We start from the raw sequence: 20,745 nt of genomic DNA on the forward strand, positions 1-20,745 counted from the left end.
CAAAAAACCCATTGAAAGTTTTCAGAATTCATAGTATCTTATAAGTAGAATATTGGTAGCGTTTGCATTAATTTGTAGGTTTATAGTTGGGAGGCTGCTTTTTATGCAACTTTGCGCAAACGGTTCCGCAATTCGGTGAACCCTACCCGAAAGTGCAAACGCTTCCACAAATTAGCAAGTCAGTCATCATTGTAAGTGATGTCGAGATCGAGATAACGAAAGGGGCAGGGATATGAAGAGAAGGTTTCAAAGGGGTATGGCTTTACTACTTTCCGTTCTACTTGTTGTTTCCATGTTTGCGGGCTATCTACCGACGAAAGCGATAGCCGAGACAGGTGACAAACGGATTGTGTTTAGCTATGAAAGGCCTGATGGGGAGTATGATGGTTGGAATCTGTGGATCTGGAATACTGGTGTAAAGGATAACGTGCAGCACGACTTTACAGAATTCAAAGATGGAAAGGCATATGCCATCATTGAAGTAAGTGATACAGCAGAAAATGTGGGATTTATTGTTCGCAAAGGGGATTGGGCTGCGAAAGATTTTGATGGGGATCGCTATATTCAAGTAAATAAAAATGACCACATCACAAAGGTTCATGTAACAAGTGGGCAAGAAGAGATTAAGCGGATTCCTGACGGCAGTGCACCTGTTGTTGCAGACGGAAGCGCAGACTTCTTTTTCCGTGATAAAGACCTGTATACAACAGGTGAAATGGACAAGGTCGAAAAAGTCGAACTTTCCATATTAGGTGAAAAATATGAATTGAATGCGGACCTGGAAAATGAGCGCTTTACATATACATTGAGCGATCTTCCGGTTGGCAAGCATGAATATACTTATTTAGTAACCATAGATGGGGAAACAAAGGAAGTTACAGATCCGTATAACACAGTGGAAGGGAAATCCGTTGTAGAGTACTTTATTGCGGACCTTGATGTGACAGCAACAATAAAACCAACTGCAGTAGATTATAATCAAAACGCAGTCGTAACGTTGGATTTGAGAACGGAAACGGATACTAAAGCACGTGAACTTTTCATCAATTTATCCGAAATTGGTGGGAAAGAAAAGGTTTCGATAGATCCTAAACTGAGTGAGCTTACAGTAGCAGTTGACCAGGATGTCACAGCTGGAGTGAAAACCTTGCCAATTACGGCCATTGATGAATTCGGCAACCGTCACGAGGGATCTGTGCAGCTGGAAGTGAAGGCACGCACGCTTACTGGTGAAGAGGCGGATTTTGATTGGGATGAGGCTGTTGTCTATTTTATGCTGACAGACCGGTTCTTTGATGGAGATTCAACTAATAATGATCCATATAATATTGGCTATGATACAAGCAAGTCTGGTACATACCAAGGTGGGGATTTCAAAGGAATTACACAAAAACTGGACTACTTAGATGAATTGGGAATTAACACTATCTGGATTAATCCGGTAGTAGATAATATTAAGTATGACGTTAGATACAATGAAGATGGAGAAACACCTTATTACGGCTATCACGGTTATTGGGCCGACAATTTCGGTAAATTAAATCCGCATTTTGGTTCCATGGAGGATTTTCACGAACTGATTGATGAAGCGCATGAACGTGGAATGAAAATCATGGTGGATGTGGTGTTGAATCATACAGGTTATGGATTAAAACCTGGTGACAGCAGCAGTGTGGCTAATTTCCCAACGAACGAGGATCGTGATCGTTTTGACGGGATGCTTCGTGAAGTCAGTGAATCTGGCGATGTTCGTTCAGAACTTTCTGGTCTGCCTGACTTTTTGACAGAAGAATCTGCAGTGCGAGACCAGATTGTTAAATGGCAAACGGACTGGATTGAAAAGTCCAAAACGGCCAATGGAAATACTATTGACTATTTCCGTGTTGACACCGTAAAGCATGTGGAGAATACTACTTGGATGGCATTTAAGAATTCTTTGACAAAAGTCATGCCAGAGCACAAGTTAATTGGCGAAGCATGGGGAGCAAGTGTTAATAATGACTTAGGTTACTTGAACAGCGGGATGATGGACTCGTTGCTAGACTTTGAGTTTAAGAATTATGCACGTGACTTTGTTAACGGGCAGCTAAATTCAGTGCAAACAAAATTGGAAGCGCGTAACACCAAGCTGACAAACAGTGCGACACTTGGGCAATTTTTGGGAAGTCACGATGAAAAACGATTTTATGAGCAGGTAAATGGCGACCTTGGTAAATACCAAGTGGCTGCTTCTTTGCAGCTAACGGCAAAAGGACAACCTGTCATTTACTACGGTGAAGAGCTAGGCTTGCCAGGAGAAGCGAATTATCCTTATTACGACAACCGCCAAAACATGCCTTGGGATGATGTAGAAGGCAATGAAATTTTAGAGCATTATCAAAAAGTATTGGCATTCCGTAATGAAAATCCGAACACGTTTGCTAAAGGAGACCGCAAGAAAGTAGCGGGTTCTGACAGTGACGGGTATCTATTGTTCTCTCGTACGTACGGGGAAAATTCCGTTTATGTAGGATTAAATACTAAAGCGTCTGCAAAAGATGTTACCCTGAACTTCGGCTCCTCTGAAGCTGTGGTAACGGACCATTATTCTGGTCAGGTGTATCAAGCAGATGAGGAAGGACAAGTGAGTCTCACGATTCCAGCGATGGAAGATGGGGGCACGGTCTTGCTTGAAGTGATTGGCGGAGCACCACCAGTGGAAGAAGAGCCAACAGAACCAGGTGAAATTGGCGAAAACACGCTTCGTATTCACTATCAACGCACAGACAACAGCTACGAGAACCTTGGCCTATGGCTATGGGGAGACGTGGCAGCACCTTCTGAAAACTGGCCATCAGGCGGTACACCGTTTGAAGCTGAAAACATCACAGACTATGGTGCATATGTGGATGTTGAGCTTGCAGCAGGCGCACAAAATGTCGGTTTCCTTGTCTTGAACACAACAAATGGTGATAAAGATGGCGGAGATAAGGGCGTTGAACTCTTTAGTCCGGACTTGAATGAAGTATGGATTAAGCAAGGCTCTGACGAAGTATTTTTATATGAACCGGCTGACCTGCCTGAAAACACGGTCCGCATTCATTATGAAAGAACGAATGCCGACTATGATGGTTGGGGACTTTGGAATTGGGAAGATGTGGAGTCACCATCTGATGGCTGGCCGAACGGAGCCGCAGATGCAGCAGGTATCGGAAAATACGGTGCTTACTATGACATCAAGTTAAAAGAAGATGCAAACAAAATCGGCTTCCTTTTTGTGAACAAACAATCAGGAGCACAAACGGGAGACATGACGTTTGATATGTTACAACAATATAACCAACTTTTTGTAAAAGAAGGAGAAGATAAGGTTTACACGAATCCTTATGGGACGGTGCCATTGGCGCTTGTGTCTGGAGAGGTTTTGTCTGATAAATTGATCACCCTAACTTTTACAAAAACAGAGGGCTTAGATTTAGCAGAACTTAAAGAACAGTTGAAAATTGTGGATGTGGATGGAAATGATGTGTCCTTTACAGATGTAACAATTGAAGACGAAAAGACAGTTCATGTTCACGGTGAGTTTGACTTAGAGAAGATTCCATTTGATGTCACCTATGGTGATGTGACGGTTTCCGCAAAATCAGGCTGGAAACTGATTGACGAAATGTATGCATATGACGGCAAGCTAGGTGCAGAATTGCATGAAGATGGAACGGCTACGTTAAATGTGTGGTCGCCAAAAGCGGACAACGTGTCTGTGGTTCTTTATGACAAGAAAGACCAAAATGAGATTGTTGACACGATTGAAATGGTTAAAGGGGACCGTGGTGTCTGGTCTGTTAAACTATCTAAGGATAATACAGGACTTGATAGTTTGAAAGGTTACTATTACCACTATGAAATTACACATGGTGATGTAACAAATCTTGCCCTGGATCCTTATGCAAAATCCATGGCAGCATGGAACAATGAAGCAGGAGAAAAGGTTGGGAAAGCGGCGATTGTTGATGTAAGTTCTATCGGCCCTGAGCTTGATTATGCCGACATTCCTGGCTTTGAAAAACGCGAAGACACAATTATCTACGAGGTGCATGTCCGTGACTTCACGTCTGACCCGAACATTGGGGAAGACCTGAAAGCACAGTTCGGTACATTTGCTTCTTTTGTAGAGAAATTAGATTATATTCAGGATCTTGGTGTGACGCACATTCAGCTGCTTCCGGTCATGAGTTACTATTTTAGTAACGAGTTGGAGTCTGGTGAACGTATGCTTGATTATGCTTCTACTGATACGAACTATAACTGGGGTTATGACCCGCACGGTTATTTCTCCTTATCCGGAATGTATTCAGAGAACCCGGAAGATCCGGAACTGAGAATTAAAGAATTCAAGAATCTAATTAAAGAGATTCATAAACGCGACATGGGTGTGGTACTCGATGTGGTGTTCAACCATACGGCACAGGTTCACATTTTTGAGGACCTTGTACCAAATTACTACCACTTCATGGATGCGGACGGAACGCCTAGAACAAGTTTTGGTGGCGGACGTCTTGGAACGACACATGAAATGTCCCGTCGAGTGTTGGTGGATTCCATCAAGCATTGGGTGGACGAGTACAAAGTGGACGGATTCCGCTTTGATATGATGGGCGACCATGATGCAGAAAGTATTCAACTTGCTTTTGATGAAGCGAAAAAATTGAACCCGAATATCGTGATGATCGGCGAAGGCTGGGTAACATTTGCCGGTGACGAAGGCGAACCGGTTCAAGCTGCTGACCAGCAATGGATGAAAGACACGGAAGCAGTGGGAAGTTTCTCTGATGAATTCCGCAACGAGCTGAAATCTGGTTTTGGAAGCGAAGGGCAGCCTCGATTCATCACAGGCGGCGCGCGTAACGTGCAGCAAATTTTCGATAACATTAAAGGACAGCCGTATAACTTTGAAGCGGATGACCCAGGTGATGTAGTTCAATACATTGCCGCTCATGACAACTTAACGTTGCATGATGTGATTGCGCAGTCTATCAAAAAAGACCCGGAAGATCCGGAAAACAGTTTAGAGATTCATAAACGAATTCGTATTGGTAATGCGATGGTACTGACATCTCAAGGAACGGCGTTCTTGCATGCTGGCCAGGAGTTTGGCCGTACAAAGCAGTGGAGAGCGGATGCAACGGAGGCGCCATATAAGTCTACTTATATGACAGACTCTGAAGGTAACCCGTTCGTTTATCCATATTTCATCCACGATTCCTATGATTCTTCGGACATCATTAACCGAATCGATTGGGAAAAGGCAACAGATGCTGAGAAATATCCAGTAAATAATGTGACACGTGGATACACAGCTGGTTTAATCGAATTGCGTCGTTCTTCCGATGCATTCCGTTTAGGCGATCGTGAGTTGGTGGACTCCAATGTAACGATGGTTGATGCACCTGAAATTAAGGAGCAAGACTTAGTTGTTGCTTTCAAGAGCGTTTCCACTGCAGGTGTGGAGTATTACACATTCATTAATGCGGATACTTCTAGCAGAGCACTAACGTTGGAGCAAGATTTGACGGATGGTGTGGTAGTGGTCGATGCGGATGAGGCTGGAGTAGTTGAGATTTCGGAGCAGAATGGTTTTGAACTGACTGCAGAAGGCATCACGCTTGAGCCATTGACGACGGTTGTCGTGAGGGTCGGCGAGCAGGAAGGAACGGACCCTGGTGATGGCGATGGAGATGGAGATGGTAACACACCTCCAGGTAACGGAAATGGTAATAATCCTGGGACACCACCTGGTAAAGGAAATGGCAATGGTAACACACCTCCAGGAAAAGGTGGGGAGAATCCTGGTAAGGGCAACAAACTGCCAGTTACAGCAACTTCTACATTCAATTACATCATGCTTGGAGTGGTGATGGTCGTTGTTGGCGGAGTGTTGTATATGGGGAGAAGAAGAATGGGGTTTAGTAAGTAGTTAGGTTCTGAAGGAGTGTGGGCTCGCGTATATAGTATACGCTGGGTTCACACTCTTTTTGTGTTTTTGGTGGGTGGAAAAAGTGAATGAAGACAATTTCAGGGAAGAAATAAGCTCGAAAGTGTCTTCATAGTAAGGATGAAGACACTTTCAATAAGAAAATAAGCTCACAAACGTCTTCATAGTATAAATGAAGGCACTTTCAAGTAAATTCCCAGCTCGAAAATGTCTTCATACCTGAAGGCCTATTATGTTACGATATGTGAAAACAAAAAAGGAGTTAGCCCCACCATGCAAAACACCAAATACTATTCGGCGCTTTTCCTCATCATGATCTTCTGGGGCATGAACGTTCCGCTAGTGAAAATACTTGTGGAGAGCTTAAGTCCGATTACGATGACCGCTTTCCGGGTCATGACAGCAGGGCTTACTGTTTTTATTATTCTAACTATCTTCAAACTTGTTAGGCTACCAACAAAAAGAGAAGCCAAATACATTTTACTGGCTACGTTTCTAAATGTAGTCTGTCATCACTACTTTTTATCGCTTGGGCTAAAAGGGACTTCCGGCACTAATGCAGGAATTATTTTAGGAGCGGGGCCCATCTTAACTGCCCTTATTGCCACCGTCCTCATTAAAAAGAAAACAAATCTTCTAAGATGGACGGGCTTTATCCTTGGCGGAGCGGGTGTCACTATTACCATCTTAGTTGGAAGCAATGGAATATCGGAAGTCAACATAGGGGATGTCTATGTGTTCCTTTCCATATTAACCCAAGCCTTTAGCTTCCTCCTTATAAGTTCACTTGCAAAAACACTGGATCCTCGCCTGTTAACGGGATACATGCTGGTGATAGGGTCCGGAATCTTATTAATCATTGGGACAATAACAGAACCTGGAGCGGTGAAGGAGTTTGCAAGCTTACCGTCGGAGATATGGCTTGCATTCTTCACATCTGCCATTATTGCAACCGCACTTGGTCATATGTCCTATAACTTTATCATTGGTAAGATTGGTCCGGCGGAAGCGTCCATTTTTCTAAACTTCACTCCATTTTTTGCCCTCATCGGGTCAGTCTTTTTGCTCGGTGAAAAAGTAACTTATTATCACATTTTAGGTCTTGTGCTGATTGTGACAGGTGTGTTGCTGGGGTCAGGGGCTTTGGAAAGGCGAGACACTGGCTCAGTTAACCAATTACGGGGAATAGGAAGGTAATTAAGTCTTCCATAAAAAAACAGCCGGGAAAAGGATTAAATCCTCTGTCCGGCTGTTTTCATTTTAGTAGAATTGGCTGCCTTAAGCTACTACTCTACGTCTTACAACCAATACTCCAGCTGCACCAACAACCAACATAACTAATCCAATCAAGATAAAGTTTAATGTGTTCGTTGCTGTTACGGGAAGCTTATTGCCTTTTTTCGTTTCGGAAGCTGGTTGTTTAACTGTAGGGTTTTTATCTTTACTGTCCACCGGCTTCACCACAACTGGCGGAGTTTTATCTTCTTCTTCATTCACTGGCTGTTCTTCAGCTTGTAATGTAGAAGCGTCAATTTCGAAGTAATCCATTTCCCAGCCATCAGCATCTACCGGGATAACAGTAATGTTATATAACGTATCAGACATCAAGTCAGTGAAAAGGTATGACATATCAGTAGTGGTATCCACCAATTCTCCATCTAAAAAGACTTGATAATGATCCACTTTGTCTGCCCACTCGTAAGTCCATTCTACCTCAATAGTACTGTCTGTAACATCTACTACTTCTATGGTATAAGGGTAAGGACCGTGGAATTCGTCCTCAGTCAGATAAACAGTCACACCAAGTTCTCTGAGTTGCTCTACAATCGCAAGTTCTGGAGAGCCTTCTTCAAACGTTAACCCTTCTATTCCATAAAGAGTCACTTCCCACAGATATTCAAGTTCCAATAGGACGCTGATGTCCGTGATTTTGGTGTGATGCAAGTAAAGCATTTCTAAATCTGGCAGCCCGTTTAAGTCTGAAATATCAGAGATTGGGTTTTCTGACAAATCAAGAAAATTAATATATAAATCTCTTAATGCACTGATATTAGTAATAAGATTATCAGATAAGTTTAGGTAATACAAAGACTCCATGCCATTTAAACTAGATAGGTCTTTGATTTCATTCCCGCTAACATCCAAGTCAAGCAAGTTCACTGCATGCTCAATTCCATCCAGCTTTTTAATTCCCATCCAAGAAGCATATAGGTATTCCAAGCGTTCCATATCAGACTGATATATATCACGATCAAGTTCTTGGAGGCCTAGCTGTTGACGGATGGCTTCCTTCAAGCCACCATCAGGAATAGTAACAATATCGCCTGTTGGCAGTGCAAGGGTCTGTGCCATGTCAAAATTCTCATGAAGGAGAGTAGTTCCATCTTCATCGTACATCTCTACTTTGATGACGTAGTCTTTTAATTCTTCTAGTCCCAAAATTGTCATTTCAGTCATGTTCGTCTCTTCATAAAGTTTACCATTTACATACACCTTATAAAGGTATTCCTTCTCATAATCTTCTTCGTTCTCAGTGTAGTACCACCAGCCAAGAGAGATGCTTTGCTCTGTGGTATTGTAGAATTCCAACTCTAACGGTTCGAAGTATTCCTCTTCTAAAACATCGACGTAAACACCTGCGTCAGCCCATACATTAAGCAAATCCCAAGCTGATGATTCCGGAGAAAAGTCGACTTTTGTATCTGCTAAGGTTACAAATGTCAGGTTGACTAAGTTTGCCAATGCTGAGATGTCGGAGATTTGTGTGTTATGCAAAGCTAATCCTTCGAGGTTCGTTAATCCAGTCAAAGCATCAATTTTCGTAATAGGGTTGTTCCCTAAACCAAGGATATAAAGATTGGTCAAACTGCTCAGTGGATTAACATTCGTGACATTATTTTCTTCCATTTCCAGCATGTAAAGCTTTGTCAAGCCTGCAAGCGGAGAGAGATCTTCAATGTTATTGTCATAAAGGAATAGAAACTCTAAATTGACTGCTTTCTCAAGGCCTTTAATGCTTGTAAGTCCAAAGGAGCTGGCATCAAGCATTGTTATGTGTTCCATATCGCTTTCGCGGATTTCCCTTGTCAGGTTCATTTGTGTTTGGATGGCAAGCGCAAGATTTGCATCTTTAAATTTAACCACTTCACCTGATGGAGAAGGAAGTGTATTTATTGCCAATGTTTCTTCCAATAACAATTTATCGTTTTTATCAAATGCTTTCACCTTTACTTCATACAGAGTGTTAGGTGTTAGATTTGTAAACTCGTAATCTGATAATCTATGACTACCGGAAGTAATTAAAGTCTCGTTAAGGTAAAGTTCGTACTTGGCAATTCTTCCAAGGCTTCTATCTACATGACCAAACCACATCACGGCAAAAGAATGTTCATTGACGAACATTTTTTCAAGGAACAGATAGGATTCCTCTTCTTCATCAATTAAGCTGTTCTTTAAAAAGGTCTCTTTTTCTGCAGGAAAAAAATTCACTTCAGATCCTTCTACCTCTTCTATGGTAGATTCGGTGTTTTCCTCTTCCTCAGTGGAAGGGGGAGGGTCTTCGGAAGTAACAGACTCTTCTTCATTTGAAACAGTCTCGTTTTCTTCGCTATCTGTTTTGATTTCTTCTTCCGTTTCTACATCCGTAACTGTAGAGGACGGTTCTTCAGTAATGGTTGTACGTTCCACAAAATCTACTACCATTTTATTGCTTTCCAAAGCTTGTCCATTCGTGTTCCATACTACACCATACTCGATAGCTGTTGGGTTATCTACCTTGTCTGTATATGTATAGGCTTTTGTGAATTCTGTAGCCTGCTCCATTAATTCCACAGGGGCTACTTCAACTGCATCACCATTTTTCACTACCAAAAAGCTTTGTTCGTCACTGCCTGATGATGGATCCTCGCTATGAGTCTCCCAAACTAAAACATTTCCATTCTCAGATGGCACTGCTTCCTTTAATAATACCTTTGACGTTCCTTCTTTGGTTGCTTCCGAATAGGCATGTGCAGCAGGACTTACTAATGAAAGTAGTAAGGTAAATACCACCACTACATTTAGCCAAAAACTTCTTTTCAACTAAAACAATCCCCCAATTCAACATTTAGAAATTTACCCAACAGAAAGATTATACTACCAAAGTTCGTTTTAGAGAATTACTTTTTTATGTAATTTTGTAGAAAAATATGGATAATTGTATGAGGGAGGAAAGTGGCTGGAAAAGGAGGGGATATTACGCCGGATTTTCATTTCATGTCCATGTAAAAGGATGTAGAATGAGCATCCGGCGCACCTGTTTATTAGTAACAGATTGGTGTAACCTTACTCCACGTTTAGGTTGCAGCAAGATCTTACTAATTCATGATGAAATTCTAATCTTTTATTTTACGAGATTTTGATGAGCGTTTTACTTTTGGGTTTAACGAAAAATTGAACTGTTTGTTTGAACAGAAGCGAGTTAATACGACAGAAGCTTTCTTTACCTGTTCATAAATAGTGATGGCAGACACATTTAGAATCAATCGATCATGATTATTAAATACGACTACACATCTTGTGGAGGAAATGGCTTCAACATGTGACAAATGGTGAAGAAATAACCAGCAACAAGCTTCCTGATCAGGTGAATGTGTTGGAATGGCTATGATCCCTTCAGCCTGATCAATAAGAATCGGCGTCTTTTGAATATAATTTGTAAAGTGAATGGTGGCAATCCGACGACCATCATAGGTACTACTGTCATCTAAACAGCCGCTATGCAAAATATCTCTTGCGGTGTCATCCGTCATATATTCTCCCTCGATATCCTTTATGTAGGTTTGATACTGAGGATGCCTATGTGCTTGCAATGCCATTGTTGTAAGGCTAATCTGGTATTGGTAAATCACTTGAAACTCTTTCCCCATCGTAATTTAACTCCCTCCTATACCCTAAATTCAAAAAATAAAACGCTTTCATGTCTATTATATAGTAAAATAGGTAATTTTTACTATATATTTTGCAAAAAAACTGGAATTTTGTAGAAAAATAAAAAAGCACCTCCACTTCGCTAGGAAGATAAGGCGCTTATTAGATGAGCTTGTTTTATTCTTTGTACCCGTCCGGATTATTTTTTTGCCATTTCCAAGAGTCTTGGCACATTTCATCAAGGCCTTTTTCAGCCTGCCAGCCTAGCTCTTCTTTTGCTTTTGTAGGATCTGCAAAACATTCTCCGATATCTCCAGGTCTTCTTGCAACGATTTTATAGGGAACATCTTTTTCAGAGGCTTTTTCAAAAGCTTTTACCATTTCAAGAACACTATATCCATTGCCTGTCCCAAGGTTATATGCATTTACCCCTGTGTTTGATAGTACTTTTTCTAGAGCTTTTAGGTGCCCTTTCGCAAGATCCACTACATGAATGTAATCTCGAACTCCAGTACCATCTACAGTATCATAATCGTTCCCGAATACCTGTAATTGTGGAAGTTTCCCAATCGCTACTTGTGTAATAAATGGCATTAAGTTGTTCGGAATACCATTTGGGTCTTCACCAATCCGACCGCTTTCATGTGCTCCAATTGGGTTGAAGTAACGCAATAAGGAAATGCTCCAATCTGAATCTGCTACCTGAAGATCCCGCATAATCTGCTCTATCATCAGTTTAGTTTGACCATATGGGTTCGTTGCACTTAACGGGAAAGACTCTGAGATTGGTACGCTTTCAGGCAGACCGTAAACTGTCGCAGAAGAGCTGAACACGATATTTTTAACACCATGCTCTTGCATCACTTCACACAAATATAATGTCCCAGTAATATTATTGTGGTAGTAGAAGAGAGGCTTTTCCACAGACTCCCCAACAGCCTTCAAACCGGCAAAATGGATGACAGCCTCGATAGCATGCTCTCTAAACACCTTATCAAGACCTTCTTTATCTAATAAATCCACCTCATGGAATGCGAAGTCCTTTCCGGTGATTTCTTTAATTCTATTCAATGAAACATGACTACTATTAGAAAAATTATCAACAATTACAATATCATATCCGGCATTTAATAATTCTACGCTTGTGTGGCTGCCGATATAACCGGCTCCACCTGTAACTAAAATTGCCATCCTTTTTCCTCCAAATAACAATAAATTTTCTTAAATAGTAGCACATTTGGCAAACTTGTTCCATGATAGCCTATAACAAAAGCTTTTAGGGTATAGGAAGTAAGACAATTTGGTTACGTACTTAACTTATCTCTTACATTATCATTACAGATTTATTTTACATAGCGTAATGAGCATTAAGGCATGTTAAGCTTAACCGTATTTTAATTGGAGGTCCTAACCATCATGAAGAAGCAGATACATGAAATTTACTGGATTCGAGCGGTCGCTTGCTTGACGGTGGTAATGATTCACTCATTAACTAGAACTTATGCCACATATGAACTTCCGGACACAACTGTCGATTATATTAGATCGATACAGATTGTCTTACTCTATGCGACACCAATGTTCATTTTAATATCGGAAATTGTTATTGCGAAAGTATATCCGGACAAGCTTCCAAGGAGCTTTTATAAAAAGCGTTTCCTTTACCTTTTTTTGCCTTACGTATTAACACCTTTCCTGTATGGACTATTTCACCTTTTTGTGGAAAATGATTCCTGGAGAATTGTGCAGCAAGGCATTTTGGACAAACTCCTACTTGGAGCATGGCACGGGTATTTCATTATTATCATTTTACAATTCGTCTTTATTCATTATCTTTTCATTCGCTTTTTGAAAAAAATATCACCTTGGCTCATTCTGTCAGTGACCTTTATTATAAATGTTGTTTATCTTGCAATCGCTAATCTTCGTAGCGATTTATTGCCACAACTAATGCAAGATCAATTGTCGTTTGTAAGAATGCCCTTTCTCGCATGGATTTTTTACTTTGCCGTGGCGTTTTATGTTGGTAAATACATGGAAGATGTAAAGGGGAATAGAAGATGGGGATTTCCTATGGCAATCGGGGCTACAGCAGTGACCGGCTTTCTGCTCTATAAAATATTTACATCTGGTGTATTTACACAACTATCTTCCGTTCGATTAGATATTATGTTCTATACAATTTCCTTGTTTTTTGTAATATTTTATTTCTTTTCCTTTTTCCCGACTGTCCCTAACGCAGTGATGTTTATCAGCAAATATTCGTTTCAGATTTTCTTGTTGCACTTTTTAGTATTTGATATTGCTGACCTATTCGTTCCTGAGATTGATATACGCGCTTATGCTATTATCATGTTCATCGGGGGAGTATTTGGATCGGTGTTGCTCGCCAAAATTATTCACCTTCTTCCAATAGGAAAATATATTGTTGGTCCGATAAAATCAATGCCGAAAGTTAAGAGGGAGCAAGGATAGAAAAAGGATTAGCACTTATTGTTTGACGTACTGTTTTTTTTACAAACAGTTGTCTTATGGAGGAGGGAGATGTGCTATACTTGCTTAATGACTAGTTAAATATTAACAGTTTCAAGGGAGTAGTAGGATGCAGTTTCAGATACAGAAAAAATGGTTTTCGGTAGTATCCTGGGGGCTTGTGGTTGGATGGATGGCATTGATTTTCTTTCTTTCCTCCCAGCAAGGAGACCAATCAGCTGATTTGAGCGGGGGAATAACAGAGATAGTTAATAAGATTGTAGAACAAATGGCTCCAGAAGCTGAATTTAATATGGACGAAATTAGTTTCTTCGTTAGAAAAAACGCGCACTTTTTTGCTTATATGCTGCTTGCCATCCTTACTTTGAAAGCGGTGAGAAGAAGTGGGGGGCATGGTTGGTGGAGTATGGGAGTGGCTTTTGCTATTTCTGTCCTTTACGCCATTTCTGACGAGGTTCATCAGCTTTACGTTCCAGGCAGAAGCGGCCAGGTGAGTGACGTGCTGCTAGATAGCATGGGCGCTTTAGCGGGAATAGCGATTTATGCGCTCCTAAGTCGCTCGGTAAGCAGAAAATACAAAGCCAAAAACAACATACGAGCGAACTAACTCGACTAATCTCATAAACCAAAGCCGAAAAGAAGAAGGGAGATCCCTACTCTTTTCGGCTTTTTTTGGAGGGGGTCCTTTATTGCTTTAACGCACAGCGGGTCAGACCCCTCTTCACCTCTTTACCACTACACCTCAATAAAGCTTCCCCTGCCTGTACAGGACGGTGGAGAGTTTCATGACGGAGTGGATGTAGCAGTTTTGTCTTAATGGGTGTGGGTCGCCGAAGAAGGCTGGAAGTATGGTGTCCATGGTGTTTTTCATTTTTTCGAGCAGGAGTTTGTAGACTTGTTCTTCGGTATAGAATTGGGTTTCCCGCCCTTGCATCCATTCAAAATATGACACGATGACCCCACCTGCATTTGCCAGGATATCCGGTATTATAATCACGCCTTTGTCGCTTAAGTATTCGTCCGCTTCGCTAGTTACTGGTGCGTTGGCGCCTTCGACAATAATCCGAGCTTTAATCTTTTCTTTATTTGCATCATGAATTTGATCTTCGAGTGCAGCTAAAATCAACGCGTCCACATCAAAATATAAGATGTCCCCGCGGTCGCGAATGGTGGCTTTGATTTGAGCATCCTCTAATTGATTCTCAGTAGTTGGCAGGTCACCGCCGTTGAGTGCAACAAACTTTACCAATGATGGGATATCAAGGCCGTCCGAATTATATAAAGTGACATTCCGGTCGCTTACAGCTACCACTTTATTTTGCAAATGCTGACATTGATAAGCTTCGAGTGCTGCAACAGATCCAACATTTCCAAATCCCTGAACCGCTATTGTCAACGGGCTTCCATCATACTCCAATGCCGTTTTAGCAAAAACGTTCTCGTTATTGGTCAAAAATTTTCTTTGTTCCTGGAGGAAATCATGAAGTAGGTAACGGAAAGTGAAGTAAACGCCTTTCCCAGTTGCTTCGCGGCGGCCGAGGGATCCACCGTTTATCACGCTTTTACCAGTAAAACTACCTTTATAAGGTTGACCAGGGCGGATGCTTTTGTACTCTGCCATCATCCAGTCCATCTCCCGTTCCCCTGAACCCATGTCCGGAGCGGGAATATCCTTATCAGGTCCAAGAATATCGCTAAAGTACTGGACGTATTTTTTACAAATTAAATGAAGTTCTTTCACGGAAAAGGAACGGGGGTCTAGCACGATACCGCCTTTCCCACCACCATAAGGCACGTCGTGTAAGGCGTTTTTCAATGTCATCAAGGAAGCAAGATTAATGACTTCTTCCTCGTTGACGGTTTCATGGAAGCGTATCCCGCCTTTATAGGGACCTAAAGCATTGTTGTGTTGAACACGAAAGGCGGGAATTCTGATAACGCTTCCATTTTCGAGGGCAATCCGCAGAAATGATTTATGTAGATGGTTCGGTGTGGAAAGTATCGCACCAAGGGAGGTAAACGCCTGCTTCCTGGAATCTCCATCAAGTTCTGGCAAAAAAGCAGCATCCTCCAGCAATGAATCCAAAGACTCCTGTACAATCTTCCTAGTCTGACTAATCATACCTACCACTCCTCATTATCAGTATATTTAAAAAGTATAACATACAATAAAAACAAGAACCCCCGAGAAGGCTTTACTCGGGGGTTCCGCTTATCCGGTAGCCGTTGCGGCCGGCGTTTTTGACAGTGTAGAGGGCTTGGTCGGCTTGGCGGAAGAGTTGTTTGATGGTTGTTCCGTTGGCTGGGTAGGTGGAGATGCCGATGGAAGAGGTGGCATGAATCTCTTGACCATGGATGCTGTATGGGCTCCCTAAAGTTGTCAGTATTCGAGCGGCAACTTTATCCACCTGTGACATGTCCTCTAATCCGTGAAGCATGATGACAAACTCATCCCCACCTAAGCGAGCAACGATATCGCCCTCTCTTACAGACATCACCAATCGTTTGGAGAATGCAATAAGCAGTTCGTCACCTACCTCGTGTCCATAAGTGTCATTCACTTCTTTTAAATGGTCGCAATCTAAGAAAAATAACGCAAGCATGCTTCCCTTTTTCTCAGCCTCAAGAAGGGATTCTTCCATCTTTTCCTCCAGTAACCTCCTGTTCGGTAGCTCTGTCAGGCTATCATGATAGGCTTGAAAGGTAAGTTGTTCTTGTAGCTTTTCTCTTTCTTTTTCAATGATTCTTTTTTCCGTAATATCTTGTGCAATGATATATATCCCCTTTACGACACCTTTTACGATGATAGGGACATTAGTAACGGATAAGTAAAGATCGCGTCCTTTAGCATCGGGGAATAACAACTCATAGTTTGCAACCTCGCCACGGTTGGTCTTATCCAGATCAAGATTTGGCACCACCATTTTTGCGTACTCCACAATATTAAATCCGATGATGACTTCGCTCGGGAAACCGGTAATGGTCATGCAGGCCTCATTGATATTTTCAATAATCCCATCTTCATTTACCATACAAACTGCATTTTTATGATAGGAAAATAGAGATTTATAGGCGTCATTGCTTTCTTCCAGCTTTTCCTCAAGCTCTTTTAAATGCTGAATGTTGCGATAGATCATGGAAAGAGCCACGACTTTGTTTTCTTGGTTCAAGATAGGAGAATAGCTAACAGAAGTATGTATGGATCTTCCTTCTTTTGTAAGCCTTATAGTTTCTTGAGAAGGAACGGATTGTCCTGTTTTTATAAGAGACAACGTAACCAATGTTTGCGTTTTCAATTCTGTTGGCGTAATGGGGAATGATTCCCAGGATTCTCCCATTAGTTCGAATGCACTCCAGCCGAATTGTTTGGAAAAGGCTTCATTGACTTTCAAGACGATGCCATCCGTATCGATGACAAGCATGGCATCGACTGTATTTGCCACCAACGATTCTAGAAAAATATAATCCTCTGCTTTCTTTTTTAAGTCACTTATATCTTTGGTGATTGCCAGTACAAAGGTTTTTTCAGCTTCTTCTATGTATGTAAGGCTAGTTTCAGAGGCGGGAAGATCGCTTACAAATAAGTTTAAATCAGAATAAGTTACAGGCTTCCTCGTTTCTATGCACTTTGAATAATTTTCGTCGAGAGAGTGATAAACAGTTTCAGGAAGAACATCTACCAATCTTCTTCCCACCATTTCTATCCCTAACTTTTGTTGTGCAGACTTATTCACGCTTGTGTACCATAATTCGTTATTTTTCCATTCAACTAAAAAGACCATATCGGCCATCTGATTAAAAAATAATGAAAATTGCTGTTTTATATTCATGATATTCCTACTTTTCAACTGAATAATTTTAATTACCAAATTTCTTCTATTATATCAGAATATTCACTGCATCATTAATAATTGTAAATTACTGTTTAAATAAAAATTTGGGGTCAGACCCCAGCAGGAATTTCGCCCTCTCTGTCGAACCCCCACACCCATCTGTCAATCCAGTACCCCTATCTTGTCAATTGAGTGACCCTGAAATGGGATGGAAGCGTTTTATAATGTAGGAAAGCGTTTACAAAATAGGCGGTGAGTGAGTTACGATGGAGACTAAAATGGAATCTAAGGTGGATCCTGTTGTGCCGAACACTTCTGGCAGGACGAAGTTGCATGATGTGAAAGGTGACCCGAAAAGGAAAGCCAAACTAAAAAGCATATTAACGTACACGGCGTTTGTTGGCCCAGCACTTATCTTTTTCTTTGTTATCCAGATTATCCCGTTCCTGATGGGAATCTATTATTCTTTTACTTCATGGAATGGTGTCAGTTCCGCCATTGAATGGGTTGGGCTAGAAAACTACAAGCGGATCTTCACGAATGACGAAGTATTCTTTAACTCTTTCATGTTCACGACGAAGTTCATGTTCGCGGCAGTTATCATTAGTAACTTGATAGGTTTCGGCCTTGCACTGTTACTAAATGCAGCATTAAAAACGAAAAACATACTTAGGACGGTCTTTTTCATCCCAAACGTTATCGGGGGACTGTTGCTCGGTTTCATCTGGCAGTTCATTTTCGTCAGAGGATTTGCGTCAGTCGGAGAACTTACGGGATTATCCTTCTTCAAACTGCCATGGCTTGGAGATGAGACAACAGCATTTTGGGGAATCGTCATTGTTTTCGCTTGGCAGATTAGTGGCTACATGATGATCATCTATATTGCGGCCCTTCAAGGAGTAGACAATTCCTTGCTGGAAGCAGCGAGAATTGATGGGGCGAATAACTTTACCCTCATTACCAAAATCATTATTCCATTAATTTTACCGGCCTTCACGATTTGTTTCTTCCTGACAATCGCGATGGCATTCAAAATATTCGACCTGAACCTGAGCTTAACGGGCGGTGGACCATTCAACTCCACGCAATCTGTGGCAATCAACATTTACCAAGAAGCGTTCCAGAATAACCGATACGGCCTTGGAACGGCAAAAGCAATCATCTTCTTTGTAGTCGTCGCTATTTTCACGACATTCCAAGTAATGGCAACAAAGAAAAGGGAGGTTGAGGCATAATGGACCAAAGGTATACGAAAAGAACCTTTGTACTTGAAATCATAGGAATCCTTCTGGCTATCCTATTCCTCGTTCCCTTTTACTTTGTCATCATAAATTCAGTAAAAAGTTTTAGTGAAATACTGATTGACGCGGCTGCATTGCCGACAGAAATCCTTTTTAGCAACTATGCAAAAGTGTGGGAAATCATTCAATTCCCGCGTGCCTTCTGGAACTCGCTGATTATCACGGTTCTCAGCAATATCGGAATTGTTGTCATTAGTTCGATGGCTGCGTGGAAAATGGTCCGCACTCCCGGAAAGTTTAGTAAAATATTATTTGTTATCATTGTTTCTGCGATGGTCATCCCGTTCCAAACGGTTATGATTCCATTGATGAAGCTAGGTGGCGCACTAAATCTTATTAATAGCATCCCGGGAATCGTCATCATGTACTTCGGTTTCGGCGTACCGCTTTCGCTTTTCCTTTACCACGGATTTGTGAAAACTGTACCGGTGGAAATTGAGGAAGCTGCGCGAATTGATGGCTGCAGCCAGTTTGGGGTATTTTGGAGAATCGTATTCCCGCTACTCAAACCAATTACGGTTACGGTAGTTATACTGAACACACTTTGGATCTGGAACGATTACCTTCTTCCACTACTTGTTCTGCAGACAGCGGAACTTAGAACGATTCCACTTGCAACAAGTTCGTTCTTCGCACAGTACACGAAGCAATGGGATATGGGGCTTGCAGCGTTAATGCTGGGTATCGCACCGATCATCATTTTCTTCTTATTTTTACAAAGGCACATCATCAAGGGGATTGCCGCAGGTTCTGTTAAGTAAACTTAGCATGGGCCGCAACCTTTATGTGGCCTCTGACAAGTTACTATAAAATTTTTCATTAAAAACAAGGGGGGCAATACAATGAAACGCTTAGTACTTCTTTTATTATCATTATCGTTGGTTGTGGGTATTTTTGCAGGCTGCTCTAGCGATAATTCATCAAGCGACAGTAACAACAACTCCGGGGATGGAGATCAAGTAACCCTAAACCTTTTCCAATTTAAAGTGGAAATCGCTGACCAGTTAGCGGAAATGATCAAAGAATTCGAAGCTGAACATCCAAACATTAAAGTAAAACTTGAAACAGTTGGTGGTGGAGCGGATTACGGTGCAGCACTTAAAGCAAAATTCGCATCTGGTGAGCAACCGGACATTTTCAACAACGGTGGATTCAAAGAGCTTGAGCTTTGGAAAGAGCATTTGGCTGACCTTTCTGAAGAGCCTTGGGCAGAGCACGTTCTTCCAATTGGTAAAGTACCAATGACAGATCCTGAAGATGGCAAGCTTTACGGAATGCCTGTAAACCTTGAAGGATATGGATTTATCTATAACAAAGACCTTTTTGAGGAAGCTGGTATCACAGAACCTCCTACTAATATTACAGAATTGAAAGCTGCTGCTAAAAAATTAGAAGCGGCTGGAATAACACCTTTCTCTGCTGGTTATGCAGAATGGTGGGTAATCGGGCAACATTTACTTAACATTCCATTTGCGCAACAAGACGACCCTGAAGCGTTCATCGCTGGTCTATATGACGGAACAGAGAAAATCGTTGGCAACAAACATTTCGAAGACTTCAAAGAAGTTCTTGATGCAGAAATCAATTTTGGTAACGAAAACCCATTAACAACAGACTACAACACGCAAGTTACACAATTTGCAAGTGGTCAAACTGCTATGCTTCAACAAGGTAACTGGACGGAGAACATGATTTATGAAGTAGATCCAGATATGAACATGGGCTTCCTTCCGATTCCAATCAATGATGATGCAAGTGCAGATAGCCTTCCTGTAGGGGTTCCAAACAACTGGGCTATCAACAAAAACTCTGAAAATATCGAAGAGGCTAAAACATTCTTAAACTGGATGGTATCTTCTGAAACTGGTCAACGCTACATCACTGAAGAGTTTGCCTTCATTCCTGCGTTCGATAACATCGAGCCAGCTGGACTTGGTGACCTTGGTCAATCTATCCTTGAGTACTCTACTGCGGAAAAAACGGTTCCTTGGACTTGGTTCATGTGGCCGGATGGAGCAAACAAAGAGTTTGCAGCAACGATCCAAGAATACGCTGCTGGAAGAATCGACTACGACACAGTCCTCGAACGCTTCCAAACTACATGGGATAACCTAAAATAAGCACTATTTTCGAAAAGCATGTCTCATAGCAGGCATGCTTTTCTGGTATAATTAAATAAAATAAAGAAGTCGTAAATACATAGTTGGTTGCAGTGGAAGGTGCTTGACTCCTGCGGGAG

General features: G+C 41.5%; 12 protein-coding genes. 7 read left to right on the top strand and 5 right to left on the bottom strand.

What is annotated here, in order from left to right; translation table 11 throughout:
• Positions 1-256 precede the first annotated feature (256 nt).
• Complete coding sequence (locus LC091_RS10750; RefSeq protein ID WP_226681998.1) at positions 257-5,953, top strand: pullulanase; 5,697 nt, start codon at positions 257-259, stop codon at positions 5,951-5,953.
• A gap of 291 nt (positions 5,954-6,244) precedes the next feature.
• Positions 6,245-7,168 (top strand): DMT family transporter, encoded by a 924-nt coding sequence (locus LC091_RS10755; protein WP_226681999.1) that lies wholly within the window; start codon positions 6,245-6,247, stop codon positions 7,166-7,168.
• Positions 7,169-7,249: 81 nt separating this feature from the next.
• Here the strand turns inward: LC091_RS10755 and LC091_RS10760 are convergent, their stop codons facing one another.
• From LC091_RS10760 to galE, 3 genes are all read right to left on the bottom strand, one after another.
• Entirely contained in the window at positions 7,250-10,051 is a 2,802-nt protein-coding gene (locus LC091_RS10760) for a leucine-rich repeat domain-containing protein (RefSeq protein ID WP_226682000.1), read from the bottom strand.
• Positions 10,052-10,344: 293 nt separating this feature from the next.
• Positions 10,345-10,860: a competence protein ComK gene (locus LC091_RS10765; protein WP_226682001.1), complete on the bottom strand. Its 516-nt coding sequence runs from the start codon at positions 10,858-10,860 to the stop codon at positions 10,345-10,347.
• A gap of 196 nt (positions 10,861-11,056) precedes the next feature.
• Complete coding sequence (gene galE / locus LC091_RS10770; RefSeq protein ID WP_226682002.1) at positions 11,057-12,070, bottom strand: UDP-glucose 4-epimerase GalE; 1,014 nt, start codon at positions 12,068-12,070, stop codon at positions 11,057-11,059.
• A 225-nt stretch (positions 12,071-12,295) separates the two neighbouring features.
• On the opposite strand from galE, the gene LC091_RS10775 reads away from it, so the two are divergent.
• Entirely contained in the window at positions 12,296-13,354 is a 1,059-nt protein-coding gene (locus tag LC091_RS10775; protein ID WP_226682003.1) for an acyltransferase family protein, read from the top strand.
• A gap of 127 nt (positions 13,355-13,481) precedes the next feature.
• The gene (locus tag LC091_RS10780; protein WP_226682004.1) at positions 13,482-13,979 is read left to right on the top strand and encodes a VanZ family protein; all 498 of its coding nucleotides are present in this window, start codon (positions 13,482-13,484) and stop codon (positions 13,977-13,979) included.
• A gap of 135 nt (positions 13,980-14,114) precedes the next feature.
• Here the strand turns inward: LC091_RS10780 and LC091_RS10785 are convergent, their stop codons facing one another.
• Together LC091_RS10785 and LC091_RS10790 are read right to left on the bottom strand one after the other, a co-directional pair.
• Entirely contained in the window at positions 14,115-15,494 is a 1,380-nt protein-coding gene (locus LC091_RS10785; RefSeq protein WP_226682005.1) for a Glu/Leu/Phe/Val family dehydrogenase, read from the bottom strand.
• Positions 15,495-15,567: 73 nt separating this feature from the next.
• Complete coding sequence (locus tag LC091_RS10790; protein WP_226682006.1) at positions 15,568-17,202, bottom strand: diguanylate cyclase domain-containing protein; 1,635 nt, start codon at positions 17,200-17,202, stop codon at positions 15,568-15,570.
• A gap of 269 nt (positions 17,203-17,471) precedes the next feature.
• Here LC091_RS10790 and LC091_RS10795 point away from each other — a divergent pair, with 269 nt between their 5' ends.
• From LC091_RS10795 to LC091_RS10805, 3 genes are all read left to right on the top strand, one after another.
• Positions 17,472-18,440, top strand: coding sequence for a carbohydrate ABC transporter permease (locus tag LC091_RS10795; protein ID WP_226682007.1), 969 nt, complete (start codon positions 17,472-17,474; stop codon positions 18,438-18,440).
• Positions 18,440-19,267, top strand: coding sequence for a carbohydrate ABC transporter permease (locus tag LC091_RS10800; protein ID WP_226682008.1), 828 nt, complete (start codon positions 18,440-18,442; stop codon positions 19,265-19,267). The genes LC091_RS10795 and LC091_RS10800 overlap by 1 nt, the downstream gene beginning before the upstream one ends.
• Positions 19,268-19,348: 81 nt before the next feature.
• A complete protein-coding gene (locus tag LC091_RS10805; protein WP_226682009.1) occupies positions 19,349-20,626 on the top strand; it encodes an ABC transporter substrate-binding protein in 1,278 nt (425 codons plus the stop codon).
• The last annotated feature ends 119 nt before the right edge of the window (positions 20,627-20,745 follow it).

Source organism: Sutcliffiella horikoshii, assembly GCF_020524325.1.
Lineage (GTDB): Bacteria > Bacillota > Bacilli > Bacillales > Bacillaceae_I > Sutcliffiella_A > Sutcliffiella_A horikoshii_D.

Coding starts and splice junctions, on each gene's coding strand:
- LC091_RS10790 (WP_226682006.1), bottom strand. CDS start 17,202: ATGAATATAAAACAGCAATTTTCATTATTTTTTAATCAGATGGCCGAT.
- galE (WP_226682002.1), bottom strand. CDS start 12,070: ATGGCAATTTTAGTTACAGGTGGAGCCGGTTATATCGGCAGCCACACA.
- LC091_RS10755 (WP_226681999.1), top strand. CDS start 6,245: ATGCAAAACACCAAATACTATTCGGCGCTTTTCCTCATCATGATCTTC.
- LC091_RS10795 (WP_226682007.1), top strand. CDS start 17,472: ATGGAGACTAAAATGGAATCTAAGGTGGATCCTGTTGTGCCGAACACT.
- LC091_RS10775 (WP_226682003.1), top strand. CDS start 12,296: ATGAAGAAGCAGATACATGAAATTTACTGGATTCGAGCGGTCGCTTGC.
- LC091_RS10780 (WP_226682004.1), top strand. CDS start 13,482: ATGCAGTTTCAGATACAGAAAAAATGGTTTTCGGTAGTATCCTGGGGG.
- LC091_RS10800 (WP_226682008.1), top strand. CDS start 18,440: ATGGACCAAAGGTATACGAAAAGAACCTTTGTACTTGAAATCATAGGA.
- LC091_RS10805 (WP_226682009.1), top strand. CDS start 19,349: ATGAAACGCTTAGTACTTCTTTTATTATCATTATCGTTGGTTGTGGGT.
- LC091_RS10785 (WP_226682005.1), bottom strand. CDS start 15,494: ATGATTAGTCAGACTAGGAAGATTGTACAGGAGTCTTTGGATTCATTG.
- LC091_RS10750 (WP_226681998.1), top strand. CDS start 257: ATGGCTTTACTACTTTCCGTTCTACTTGTTGTTTCCATGTTTGCGGGC.